Here is a 12,237-nt window from a genome sequence, read left to right on the forward strand (position 1 = left end):
GGGGGGGGGGGGGGGGGGGGGGGGGGGGGAAGGGGGGGGGGGGGGGGGGCGGGCGCGCTCCCCCCCCCCCCCCCCCCCCCCCCCCCCCCCAGGCCGGCCCCTTCAGGCGCGCACGCGCAGCACGAGCTTGCCGTGCACCTTCCCCTCGTCCAGCCGGCGGTGCGCCACGGCCGCCTCGCTCAGCGCCAGCACCTCGGTGGCGCGCGGGGCGAGCCGGCCCGCCGCCAGCAGCCCGTTGATGCCCCGGGCGGCGTCGGCGAGCTGGGCGGTGTCGGCGTGCGAGATGGCGAAACCGTGCACGGAGCGGTCCCGCAGATACAGCGCTCCCGCGGGCAGCACCGGGCGGGAGCGCAGCCCGGCCAGGATGACGATGCGGCCCCGGCTCGCCAGCAGGTCCACCGCCGTCTCCAGGTCGTTGCGGCCGGAGGTGTCGACATGGACGTCCAGGCCGTCCGGGGCGGCGGCCCTGATCTGCCCGGCGACGTCGGGGGAGCGGTAGTCGATCACGTGGTCGGCGCCCAGCGACCGTACGTAGGGCTCGTCGCGGGCGGAGGCGACGGCGATCACCCGGGCGCCGGCCCGGGCCGCCATCACCACGGCCGCGCTGCCCACGTTGCCGCCCGCGCCGAGCACCGCGACGCTCTCACCGGCCCGCAACCTGCCGTGGGTGAACAGCGCCAGGTGCGCGGTGGCGGCCGGATGGGCCAGCGCCACCGCGTCCACCGGGTCGACCCCCTCGGGCAGGTGGTAGAGCCGGTCCACCGGCACCACCGTCTGCTCGGCGGCCGCCCCCTGGCGGCCGTCGTGGCCCAGGCTGTTGCACCACACCCGGTCACCGGCCCTGAAGCCGGTCGCCCCGGGGCCGGCCGCGGCCACCGTGCCGACCAGGTCACGGCCGATGACGAAGGGAAACTCCAGCGGAGTGCGCCACGCTCCGGACCGCACGAAGGTGTCCACATGGTTGACGGCGCTCACCTCGACGTCGACCAGCACGTCGTGCGGACCGGGCACGGGCGGCGGCAGTTCACCGTGACCGATGACGTCGGGGGAGCCGAGCTGGGTTATGTAAGCGGCACGCATGGTCGCCGAGTCTGGCACCGCCCAGGGCCCTGCGGCCGGACCGGCGCCGATCGCGGGCCACGGTCCGTCAGGTCGACCCATCGTGTGTCAACTCCGGCCCCACGCAAGCAGAAAACGCGCTTACGCTGCCGGCCGTGTCCTACACCCTGACCGACGTGAGGCCCGACGCCCCGCAGATGTCGGCGCACCTGCGGCCCCTGCTGCGCGCGCTGCGGCCCGCCCTCACCGATGACGGCTTCGACCGGTTCGCCTTCGAGGCGCACGCGCAGGGCCTGGTGTTCACCGCCGCCTACGACGCCGGCGGCCACTGCGTGGCGGTGGCCACCCACCGCGTCCTGGCCACCAGCCGCGGCCGGATCCTGTTCGTCGACGACCTGGTCACCGACCCCGCCCGCCGCTCGGCCGGCATCGGCACCACCCTGCTCACCCACCTGAGCGAGCGTGCCCGAACACTCGGCTGCCGGCGCATCGAACTCGACTCCGGCACCACCAACCTCGCCGCCCACCGCTTCTACCACGCCCGCCGACTCGGTATCACGGCCCTGCACTTCGCGCTGGACGTCGAGGACAGGTGACCGGATGCCGCGAGGGCGGCGGGCGAGGGCGGCGGGCGAGGGCGGCGGGAGGGCAGGTCCGAAAGGCTCCGGGGCCGTGGCCGGCGGCGCGGCCGGTCTCAGCCCACCGCCTTCCTGACCAGCGCGCTGATGCGTTCCTCGTCGGCCGCGGTCAGTTCTTTCACGGCGTAGGCGGTCGGCCACAGGGCGCCGTCGTCGAGTGCCGCCTGGTCGCTGAAGCCGAGCGTGGCGTACCGCGACTTGAACTTCTCCGCGCTCTGGAAGTGGCAGACGACCTTGCCGTCTCTGGCGTACGCGGGCATCCCGTACCAGAGCCTGGGCGCGAGGTCCGGAGCGGCGGCCCTGACGATCTCGTGGATCCGTTCGGCGAGGACGCGGTCCGCCTCCGGCATCTCGGCGATCTTCGCGAGGACGTCCCGCTCCGCCGCCGCCTCCTTCTCCGCCCGGGACGAACCGCGCCGCGCCGCCGCCTTCTTCTCCTCCCGCGCGTGCTCCTTCATCGCGGCCCGCTCCTCGGCGGTGAACCCGTCGTACTTCCCGGCGCTCGTGCCGGAGTCCTCGGCGGGCGACTTCGTGGACGGCATCGCAGGTTTCCTCTCGTACGGGGTCGGACGGGGCGAGGGGGCGGGGTCAGGACGCTGTGGGGGCCAGGGCCGCCTCAGCTTCCCAGACGAAGCCGTCCGGATCGGTGAAGGCGCCGGCAGTGCTGCCGAGGACGACGCGGTGGGAGCCGGCGCTGTCGGCGGCGACGCCGAGATCCCTGGCCAGGGCACGGCGCTTGTACAGCGCCAGCTTGAGGGGGCTGGAGTCGCCGGGGGCGAACTCGGCGTACCTGCCGCCGAAGCTCCTGGCCACGCTCAGGCCCCGGCCGGCGTAGAACTGCCTGGTGGCCTTCACGTCCTCGACGCCGAGCAGCAGGACGACCTCGTCGATGTCGCGGGTGGCCGGGCCGGTGTCCTTCTTCGCCGAGGTCGCGATCTTCCAGATCGTCCCGTCCGGGGCCCGGACGACACCGCCGTAACCCCACAGCGACCTCGCGGCGGGCTTCAGCACCGTGGCACCGGCGTCCACGGCGGCGCCGACGAAGCCGTCGACGGTGGCCGGCCCGGACACCGTGAGCGCCAGCGTGAAGCCGCGGAATCCGGTGGAGGGCGCCTCGCGGGCCCGCAGGCGCAGGTACGTCTCCACGCCGAAGGCGCGGTAGAAGCGGCGGGCGGCCCCGGGGTCGGCCACCTCCAGGGTGACGGACGCGAGGGACACGGTGGCGGTGGAAGCGGTGGTTGCCATGCCTCTCACGCTAGGGGCTGTACGGCGGCCGGCGCTTCTCGATTCCTGACCGGTTCCAAGACCTTGATCGATCCGGCCACCCGCGGACGGTCACCGCCACGGCCTGCGCGGCGTGCTCGCTTCCCCCGCCCGCGCGCCCGACCCCCCGCCGGTCACCGTCCGGGGACAACGGAGGCTGAACGCCGGTTGACACGTGCGGGGCGGAAGGGGCCGGCGGTTGCGGTGGAGGTAGTGTGTTCGAGGCTTGAACGGATCTTCGTACGCGCCGCGTTGGCGACCGCGTAGGGCAACGCGTCTGTCCGGGCCGCCTGCACACGACCTCTGAGACTGGAGCCGGATGAACGTGTCGAGCGGCGGCAGACGGCTGCGCAGCCGTGCCACCACAGCAACCCTCGTCTTAGCGACCGCCCTGATGACCGGGCCGAGTTACGCGGCTCCCGGCGACCCCGGCCCGCAGGGCGACACCTCGATCGAGGCCGTCCACACCCAACTCGACGGCCTCTACCGCCAGGCGGAGGTGGCCACCGAGGCCTACAACGCCGCCGACGAGAAGGCGAGCAGGCAGGAGAAGCGGCTGACGTCGCTGCGCCGGGGCCTGTCCCGCGCCGAGCGGCGGGTGGACGATCTGCACGACCTCTCCGGTGCGGCCGCCCGGACGCAGTACCGCGGGGGCGATCTCGCCGCCACCGGCATCCAGTTGCTGCTCGGCGACCACCCCGACCAGGCCCTGGACGAGGCGTCCCAGGCCCGCCAGGCCCTGCGGAGCCTGGTCAACGTCTCCCAGACGCAGAAAGCCGCCCGCGCGCAGCTGAGCCGGCAGACCGACTCGGCCGCCAGGGAACTGCGGGAGCTGAGGAAAAGCCGCGCGGACAAGGCCGAGGCGAAGCAGAAGATCGAGCAGAAGATCGCCGAGGCCGAGCAGATCGAGGCGGGGCTGAAGAAGGAACAGGCCCGCAAACTCGCCCAGTTGGAGAAGAAGCAGGCGCAGCAGGCCACCTCCCGCTGGACGGGCCCCGACACGAGCGGCACCAAGCCCGCCCCGTCCGGCCCGGGCGGCGGCGGGACGAAGGCGAGCGGAGCGGCCGCGCAGGCCGTCGACTTCGCGCGGGCACAGATCGGCAAACCGTACGTGTGGGGCGCGGTGGGCCCCTCCTCCTACGACTGCTCGGGACTCACCTCCACCGCGTGGGCGGCGGCCGGGCACCCCATACCCCGCACCTCGCAGGCACAGTGGCAGGGACTGACCCGGGTGGCCCTGGCGTCCGCACAACCCGGGGATCTGATCATCTACTTCAGTGACGCCACGCATGTGGGCATGTACATCGGCGGCGGGCAGATCATCCACGCCCCGCGGCCCGGCCGCACGGTCACCATCGCGCCGGCCGCCTCCATGCCCATTCTCGGCGTCGTACGACCCGGAGTCTGAACCGATGCCCCACTCGCTGACACCCGGTGACGCGGGCAACCTGCCCGCGCGTATCGCGCAGCCGCTGATCCGGCTGGACGCCTACGTGGCCGAGGACGGCTCGACGGTCGTCAACGGCCATCTGCTGGACATGGGCGGCACCCGCCCGGCGAACGAGACGATCCTCGACGCCGTCGCCATGTTCGCCCGCACCGTGGGGGCGCCGGTGGCGGCCACCGTCATCGACCGCACCGAACAGCAGGTGGCCCGCGTGCGGGTGTATCCCGACGGCTCCAGCCGGACCATCGCCGACGAGGACGACCTGCCGCCCGGCCCGGAGCGCACCGCCGCGGAGGAGGGGGCGTTCCCTCCGCTGGCCCGGGTCGAGCGCATCATCCAGCACGCGCAGCGCGAGGAACTGCACGCCGCGTTCGTCCTCGCCAGCGCACTGCGCGAGCACCTCACACTGCGCAGGGGAGCCAAGGACGAACTCGCCCTGGAAGCCCGGTCGATCGAGGCCTACCTGGCGTACCTGCGCGGCGACTACTCGCTGTCGGTGACCCTCGCGCTGGCCGTCGCCCGCATCCGCTGCCGCACCGACCTGGGCCGGGCGGCGCCCGACGTGGCCCGCGCCACCGCGGCGTGGCAGCGCCTGACGGACGGCAGCCAGGTGACCACCCGGGGCCAGGAACTGCTGCACATGTGGGAGCGACTGTCCGAGCACGGCCTGCTGGAAGCCTCCCACCAGGCGATGGCCAAGGCCGTCCGCAGCCGGCTCGAACACGGCGGGTGGTCCCTGCCGGCCCCGGGGCAGACACCGGCCCTGACCGCGGCCCGGGGACCACTGTCGGCCGAGGACAAACCGCTGAAGCCCACCCGACGGGGCCTGCGCCGCTTCACCCGCCGCCCCGGCCGCTCCACCGGGCCGTCCGCCTAGGTGTTCTGTCCACAGAGGTTGGTGACAGGGCGCAGTTCCAACAGGTCCTGGAGGATGCTCCAAGCAGTGCCGGGCTGGCCGGGTACGAAGCTGAACGCGCGGGCGGAGCAGGTGGCTGCCGCTCCTACCCGCACTGGCACTCAATTGCACGATCTTCCAGGGCTTGATCACTGATGTTCCCAGAAGACCCGCAGGCTCGCGGTGGCGTACCGGTTACCGGCCGGCCGCGAGACGGCCGAGCCATTCGTTGAGCAGGTGCTGCTCTGCGCTGCTCAGGGTTGTCTGTTCGGGCAGTGCAGCGCGTAGGGCCCGGGCCGCACCGGCCGGGCCCGGGTCCTGCACGTCGGGCCTCTGGTTGGTGACGGCGGCGACCATGGCTTCTCGCAGGCACATGAGCAGGGCCGGGTCGCGTTGATCGTCGGGCATCGACAACCAGGTAAGCACGGCCCCGCGCGCGGTCGCGTGGATGATCGCGGCCGCGAGGTGCTCCTCGACGCGTAGCCAACCAGCGGCGGCGAGACGGCGAATGCGGCCCAGCAGAATCTGCATGCCTGCCTGGAAAGCGGCAGACGTCGTGCCGCGCCTGGGCTCGCCGTACATCATCGCGTACAGCGCGGGGTTGGCGAGCCCGAACTCGACGGCGAGGTCCCAGCCTGCGCGCAGGTCCTCGACCGGGTCTGTGGGGCTGGGAGCGGCGTGTTTGGCCGCCAGGAACGTGGCGTAGCCGTGCTCGGCCACCGCATCGAGCAGTTCGTCCATGTCGGCGAAGTGGCGGTAGATCGCCGGGGGCTGCAATCCGGCCGCCGCCGCGACCGCACGGGTGGTGACCGCATCGCGGCCCTCGCGCGCGAGCAGGTCCGCGGCGGCCTCGATCACACGTCGGCGGGTGAGCTCGCGCCCGCCGGGGGCGGGGGTGACGTCGTTCTTTGTCCCTCGAGGCATGGATCAATGATAAGAGATTCGATACATCATCGCCAGTATCAATGATACTGTCTAGATGTTTCCGATGGAATCCACGAATGGGTGCCGCTTGGTACCCGAGCCGGCGAGCAGTCCGGACGACGGATTCGGCGAATACCGGCAGACGCGGCAGCACGTACCGCGAGTCGTCTCGGCAAGGCCCCAGGACCCAAGGGCATCGGCCGTTCGGGGCCCGCACGCGCTTGCCCCGAAAGACATCACTGACAACAGGAGTACGCAGTGCCAGACAAGATCAAGATTGTGGCTCTCGAGGAACACATCGCCCTGCCCGCGCTGCTCGACGCGTGGGCCAAGGCTGGGGTGCCGCAGATCCCGCAGCTCGGATTCGGCGACGAGCCCTTCGCCCGGCGGTTGCGGGACTTCGGCGAGCAGCGCCTGGCCGATATGGACGACCAGGGCATCGACGTCGCGGTCGTGTCCCTGGCCTCGCCGGGCGTGCAGAACCTCAGCGCCGCAGACGCCGTCTCCGTAGCCCGCGAGGCCAACGACACGTTGGCCGAGATCGTGGCCGGGCGGCCCGACCGCTTCCAAGCCTTCGCCGCCATTCCCACCGCGGCGCCCGAGGCCGCCGCGGCCGAACTGGAGCGCGCGGTCACCCAGCTCGGGTTCCCCGGCGCGATGCTCTACGGGCGCACCGGCGACAAGCTCGCCGACGCCGGGGAGTTCGACGACCTCTACGCGACCGCCGCGCGACTGGGAGTCCCGCTGCACTTCCACCCGCAGACCCCTACGAAGCCGGTTCTGGACGCGTACTACTCGGGCTTCGATGACGGCGTCGGGCTGGCGCGCAGCACCGGCATGGGCCTCGCGACGGCAGGGCTGGGCTGGTACTTCGACCTGGGCATCCAGTACCTGCGGATGATCTTCTCCGGGGTGTTCGACCGGCACCCCGAGCTTCAGGTGATCGCCGGCCACTGGGGCGAGGTCGTCCTGTTCTACCTGGACCACACCGGGATCATGGCGCACAACGCGAAGCTGGAACGCCCGCTGGCCGACTACTTCACGCAGAACTTCTGGGTGTGCGGCAGCGGCACGGTCAGCGAGCGCTACATGCGGTGGACCTCGGAGGTCGTCGGGACGGAGCGCATGATGTACTCCACCGACTACCCCTATACATTCGGGACCCGACCTGGCGGATTCCCCTTCCTCGACACCTCCAACGGGGTCGCCCGCTCGTTCCTCGAGCAGGCGCCGTTCAGCCATGAGGAGAAGGCCGCGATCGGATCCGGCAACTGGGAGAAGCTGACCGGGCACGTCACGGCCAAACGCTGACCAAGGTACCCGGCTGGGGCAGGCCTAGCCGCGGTGCCACTGCTTCAGCCGTGACTTCGGGTTTCCGCCTGGTCGGGGCAGCCTTGGCGGCCGGCCGACGGTGACCGCGTCGGCCGGTGGACGGCAGGCCGGGGCCAGGGCAGCCAGGCCCCGTTCCTCTCCATGGAGGAGTCAGTACCCCCCGATGGATCCGGCACCGCGGCTTGCGATCGTGGTGAATCCGGCTGGCCGCAGGTCGTCGGTGCAGAGGGGGAGAGCAGTTGAGGGTGTCCCAGAGGCGGCCTGCCGCGCTCGGGTCCGGCCAGGAGGGGCGAGCCTGGCCGTCACAGGGGCGATGGGCTGCCCGCGTACGCCGCGTGGAGGCTCCTCAAGGGGCTGGCCATCGGCACACGCCCTCGGCCTCGCCGAGCGCTACACCGCTCGGGGCGTGTCGTAAGCCCCCGCCCCGGCCGGGTCGGCGGCTCGTCGCCGCTGTGCGGCAGGTGGCCGGCGCAGGTCCACGAAACAGCGCGGCCGGACTCCGGACTCGCCGCCCTCGGGGCGGCCGGCCCCCGGCCACCACGCTTCCCCGGCCATCACCCTGCCCGCCCGACACCCGCGCCTTCACCGGCCCTTGGCCGCGCCTTGGCCCGCCTTGGCCGCGCCTTGGCCGCGCCTCGACCGGCCCCGTCCACCGTGAGGACACGCCGCATGACCCGGCGCCCGCGCGCACGCATCCCCGCGTGGGCAGGTACGACAAGGAAGCGGAAACCCCTCACATGAGCGACACCACCGTTGCCCCGGGCGGGCAGGACACCCTGGCCGTGGACCGGCTCGACACGCTGACAGCCGCCCTGGCCCGGGATGTGGCCGGCGAGGCCTGGCTGCCCGGCCCGCTGGAGCGCTGGAGCGCGCGGCGACTGCTCGACGCGTCGGCGGCGGACGGCGAACCGACCGCGGAGCGTATCCGCGCCGTGCTCTGGGAGGGCGCCATAGCCCTGCCGCACGCCGGCGGGGGCCGCCTCGCCGCCCTGCTCGCGCACCTGCTCGCCGTGGCCGACCTGCCCGCCCACGACGCCACCGCGGCCAGGCAACGGGCCCTGGCCCTGCTGGAGCAGGTCGCCCACCCGGAAGGAGAACACGACCGTGCCCACCACTGACCCCACCCCCACCCCGGTCGATCTGTGGGTCGACCCCGTGTGCCCGTGGGCGTGGATGACCTCCCGCTGGCTGCTGGAGGTCGCCGGACACCGCGCCCTGGACATCCGCTGGCACGTGATGAGCCTGGCCGTCCTCAACGAGGGCCGCGAGGACCTGCCCGAGCGCTACCGCCGGCTGCTGACCGAGGGCTGGGGGCCGGTACGGGTGATGACCGCCGCCCGGCAGAAATACGGCGAGGAGGTGACCGGCCCCCTCTACACCGCGCTGGGCACCCGCATCCACCGCCAGGGCCTCGGCCCGGGCCGGGAGGCGATCACGGGCGCGCTGCAGGAGACGGGCCTGGCACCGGAGTTGATCGACTGCGCCGAGCAGGACACCTACGACCGCGAACTGCGCGCCTCCCACCAGGAGGGCATCGACCAGGTCGGCCAGGAGGTCGGCACCCCGGTGATCGCACTGCCCGGCCCGGACGGCACGAGGAGGGCTTTCTTCGGCCCGGTCGTCACCCCCGCCCCGCGCGGACGGGACGCACTGCGGCTGTGGGACGGCCTGCTCCTGCTGGCGGCCACCCCCGGCTTCTACGAACTCAAACGCTCCCGCTCCCAGGGCCCCGTCATCGACTGACACCCCGGTCCGGCTCGCGTCGCCCGGTCCGGCTCGCGCCGCCCGGCCCGGTCTCCCCACCCACGGGAGCGCGGACCCAGAGCCTGCCGTCACGGTCGCCCGCCACGCCCTCGCAGCCGGCGCCACCTCACCAGCCGGCCAGGCACCCGGCGGTCGGGCCAGGCACCCGGGGTCGGGCCAGGCACCCGGCCGCCGGCAGGCACGCACGAGCGCTGCGCTCACGTCCGGGACCGGCCCGCGACAACGCCCGCCCGCAGTGATGCGGGCCGGCGCGCGACACCGTAGGCCACCCCACGTCATCGCAGCCCGCCCCGGCACCGTGGGGCCGCCCCGGCACCGTGGGGCCGCCCCGGCACCGTGGGGCCGCCCCGGCACCGTGGGCCCGCCCCGGCACCGTGGGCCGGCCCGGTTCTCACACCACGGCTGCCACCGGCCTGCCCGCCGTGCGCAGGGGTGGTTCGGGAACGCGCAGGGCGAGCAGGCCCAGCAGGGCGAAGAACGCCGCCCAGGCAGCCCAGGCCCAGTTGAAGCCGACGCTGACGCTGATCAGCGGCGGCCCGACGACCGTCGTGACCGCGAAGCCGAGGTTGAGGGCGGCGAGATGGCTGGTCTTGTGGCCCTCGGGGATGTGCAGCAGCGCCGCCCCGGTGGTGCCCGCGGTGATCAGCAGTTCGCCCAGCGACAGCAGGACCGCCGCCACGACCACGACCAGCAGGTCCAGCCGGCCGCCGCCCAGCACCGTCAGCGGCACCGCCAGCGCGCCGAGTCCCGCCAGCAGACCCCCGCGGCACATCAGCGCCCTCGCCCGCGTCAGCCGGTCGGATCCCTTGCTCAGCCGTACCTGCAACGCCACCACGACCGCCGTGTTCAGCAGCTGGATCAGTGTCACCGTCCACGACGGCGCCTGGGTGCGCTGCACGATCCACAGCGGCATGCCGATGCCCAGCAGCAGCGCCGACAAGGTGAACGCCCCGTACAGGGCGGTGATGGCGAGGAAGGCGCGGTTGCGCAGGATGCGGGCGCGCCCGCCGTGCCGGGCGGAGACGGCGGCCGCGCAGGCGGGGAAGCCGCGGCAGATGACCGCGCAGCACAAGAACAGCACGGCGGAGGCCACCAGCACCGTCCGGTAGGCCCATGCCTCGCCGGCGGCGATCGCCGCGCCGGTGGGCAGGGCGCCGGCGGCGAGGCCGGCGTTGCGCAGGGTCCGCAGCCTGGCCAGGGTGCCCACGGCCTGGGCGTCGCCGGCCCGGCTGATCACCCCGGACTCGATCAGCGGGCCGATGCCGCGGCTGAGCAGCCCGGCCACGGCCGCCGCGCCCAGTGCCTGCCCGAAGGAGGAGACGGCCGCCATCGCGAGGAAGGCGGCGCAGCGGATGGTGAACAGGGCGCCCAGCGCGGCCCGGACCCCGTAGCGTTCCGCGGTCCGCGCGATGGGCATGGCGCCCAGCAGGGACGCCACGCCCGAGGTGCTGAGGACGACGCCGACCTGCTGGTTGCTCAGGTCGGCGGCGTGGGCGAAGAACAGCACCGACAGCGACAGATACATGCCCAAACCCAGCGCGTCGCACAGGCCGACCGCGTAGAAGCGGCGCAGCCCCGGCACGGCCGCCCTGCCCGCAGGGGGGGAGTCAGTCACGGTCGGCCCCCGTCGTCGCCCCGAAACCCGGCACCAGCCGGATGTCCAGGGCCCTTTCCACCCGGCGCATGACGGCCAGGGCCGCGGCCCGGTCGCCGGCTTTGACCATGAAGCTGGCCAGGTGCATGCTGCGCTGGCGGCTGACGCGCTGTCCGGGCAGGAAGCGGGGGGAGACGTAGACGAGTTCGGGGAAGGCGCGCAGCAGTTCCGCGGCAGGGGTCTGGGCGGCCACCCGCCAGGAACCGGCCGGGATGGGCAGGAACCGCACCAGGGCGACCTGGTCGAAGGCGGGCGGTGCGGCCGGCTGCCGGCCCAGTGCGCTGCGGCCGATCTCGGCGGCGTAGTCGTAGCCGGCGGCCGCCTTGAACATGGTGGGCAGCGGCCCGCCGGCGCGCGCGTTGACCTCGATGACGCGCGGCCCGCCGCCGGTCAGCGCGATCTCGGTGTGTACGGCGCCGCAGGTCAGCCCGATCGCTCTGATCGCCTGGTCGGCGACGTCGATGACGGCCGCCTGGGCCGCCGAATCCAGCCGGCTGGGCAGGACGACGCCCTCCTCGACGTAGCCGTGCTCCAGCGGCAGCCGGTCGGAGATCGCCAGATGGTGGGCGCTGCCGTTGCTGAGCAGCGACTCCACGCTGCAGTAGGCGGCGTATCCGCTGTCGCCGTCGGCCTCCAGCGCCATCTGCTCCTCCAGCAGATACGCCTCGTCGGACTGGAGGAAGGCGGTCTTCTCGGCGCGCGTGACGGTGAAGGAGTGGATCAGTTCCGCGTAGGTGGACACCAGCCGCACGCCCTGACTGCCGGCGCCCAGGGACGGTTTGAACACGCCGGGCAGTCCGACGCGGGCGGCCGCCGCCGCGAGGTCCCGCTCGCTGGTGATGATCTCGAAGCCGGGGCAGGGCACGCCGTGTTCGGCGAAGACCAGACGCTGGCGGGCCTTGGACTGCGCGACGGCCACCGCCTCGGGCGGGTTGCCGGGCAGGCCCAGGCGGTCGGCGATCCGGGCCTGGGGGCGCAGCAGCAGTTCGGAGTAGGTCACCACGCCGTCCAGCGGCCGGCGCCCGTGCAGGGCGACGGCCGCCGTGACGGCCGCGTCCAGGTCGCCGGCGTCCACGAACTCACCGCCCAGGTCCCGCTGTTCGAAGTCGGCGCGGAGCTGGTCGGAGGGGTTCCAGGCGCTCACGTACACGACGCTGACGCTGTCGCAGACGGTGGAGAGCGAGTCGAGGGCCTCGGCAGGGGCGTGACCGCCGATCCCGGCGAGGAGCAGAAGATGGGAGCCCATGATGGGTGAGGCCTT

The 12,237-nt window shown here is 73.4% G+C and carries 12 protein-coding genes; 6 read left to right on the forward strand and 6 right to left on the reverse strand.

What is annotated here, in order from left to right; genetic code table 11:
* Positions 1–102: 102 nt before the first annotated feature.
* Positions 103–1,080, reverse strand: a complete 978-nt coding sequence (locus AC07AZ_RS28905; protein WP_478852811.1) for an NADPH:quinone reductase — start codon at positions 1,078–1,080, stop codon at positions 103–105.
* 134 nt (positions 1,081–1,214) lie between these two features.
* Here AC07AZ_RS28905 and AC07AZ_RS28910 point away from each other — a divergent pair, with 134 nt between their 5' ends.
* The gene (locus AC07AZ_RS28910) at positions 1,215–1,655 is read left to right on the forward strand and encodes a GNAT family N-acetyltransferase (RefSeq protein WP_478852814.1); all 441 of its coding nucleotides are present in this window, start codon (positions 1,215–1,217) and stop codon (positions 1,653–1,655) included.
* A 98-nt stretch (positions 1,656–1,753) separates the two neighbouring features.
* On the opposite strand, the gene AC07AZ_RS28915 is transcribed toward AC07AZ_RS28910, so the two are convergent.
* Both AC07AZ_RS28915 and AC07AZ_RS28920 read right to left on the reverse strand, forming a co-directional pair.
* Positions 1,754–2,239, reverse strand: coding sequence for an iron chaperone (locus AC07AZ_RS28915; protein ID WP_478852816.1), 486 nt, complete (start codon positions 2,237–2,239; stop codon positions 1,754–1,756).
* A 46-nt stretch (positions 2,240–2,285) separates the two neighbouring features.
* Positions 2,286–2,942: a glyoxalase gene (locus AC07AZ_RS28920; protein WP_478852818.1), complete on the reverse strand. Its 657-nt coding sequence runs from the start codon at positions 2,940–2,942 to the stop codon at positions 2,286–2,288.
* A gap of 337 nt (positions 2,943–3,279) precedes the next feature.
* On the opposite strand from AC07AZ_RS28920, the gene AC07AZ_RS28925 reads away from it, so the two are divergent.
* Both AC07AZ_RS28925 and AC07AZ_RS28930 read left to right on the forward strand, forming a co-directional pair.
* Complete coding sequence (locus tag AC07AZ_RS28925; protein WP_478852820.1) at positions 3,280–4,368, forward strand: C40 family peptidase; 1,089 nt, start codon at positions 3,280–3,282, stop codon at positions 4,366–4,368.
* A 4-nt stretch (positions 4,369–4,372) separates the two neighbouring features.
* A complete protein-coding gene (locus tag AC07AZ_RS28930) occupies positions 4,373–5,284 on the forward strand; it encodes a hypothetical protein (protein ID WP_478852823.1) in 912 nt (303 codons plus the stop codon).
* Positions 5,285–5,497: 213 nt separating this feature from the next.
* On the opposite strand, the gene AC07AZ_RS28935 is transcribed toward AC07AZ_RS28930, so the two are convergent.
* Positions 5,498–6,226, reverse strand: a complete 729-nt coding sequence (locus AC07AZ_RS28935) for a TetR/AcrR family transcriptional regulator (protein WP_478852825.1) — start codon at positions 6,224–6,226, stop codon at positions 5,498–5,500.
* A gap of 258 nt (positions 6,227–6,484) precedes the next feature.
* Between AC07AZ_RS28935 and AC07AZ_RS28940 the strand changes: the two genes are divergently transcribed.
* From AC07AZ_RS28940 to AC07AZ_RS28950, 3 genes are all read left to right on the forward strand, one after another.
* A complete protein-coding gene (locus AC07AZ_RS28940) occupies positions 6,485–7,537 on the forward strand; it encodes an amidohydrolase family protein (protein WP_478852827.1) in 1,053 nt (350 codons plus the stop codon).
* Positions 7,538–8,295: 758 nt separating this feature from the next.
* Positions 8,296–8,676, forward strand: coding sequence for a hypothetical protein (locus AC07AZ_RS28945; protein ID WP_478852829.1), 381 nt, complete (start codon positions 8,296–8,298; stop codon positions 8,674–8,676).
* Positions 8,663–9,301 carry a mycothiol-dependent nitroreductase Rv2466c family protein gene (locus AC07AZ_RS28950; RefSeq protein WP_478852831.1) on the forward strand — a complete coding sequence of 213 codons (639 nt, stop codon included), beginning with the start codon at positions 8,663–8,665 and terminating at the stop codon, positions 9,299–9,301. Before AC07AZ_RS28945 ends, AC07AZ_RS28950 begins: the two co-directional genes overlap by 14 nt.
* Before the next feature lie 412 nt (positions 9,302–9,713).
* Here the strand turns inward: AC07AZ_RS28950 and AC07AZ_RS28955 are convergent, their stop codons facing one another.
* Both AC07AZ_RS28955 and AC07AZ_RS28960 read right to left on the reverse strand, forming a co-directional pair.
* A complete protein-coding gene (locus AC07AZ_RS28955) occupies positions 9,714–10,937 on the reverse strand; it encodes an MFS transporter (protein WP_478852833.1) in 1,224 nt (407 codons plus the stop codon).
* Positions 10,930–12,222: an ATP-grasp domain-containing protein gene (locus tag AC07AZ_RS28960; protein ID WP_478852835.1), complete on the reverse strand. Its 1,293-nt coding sequence runs from the start codon at positions 12,220–12,222 to the stop codon at positions 10,930–10,932. The genes AC07AZ_RS28955 and AC07AZ_RS28960 overlap by 8 nt, the downstream gene beginning before the upstream one ends.
* Positions 12,223–12,237: the final 15 nt, after the last annotated feature.

It is taken from the genome of Streptomyces sp. NPDC043878 (assembly GCF_056435735.1).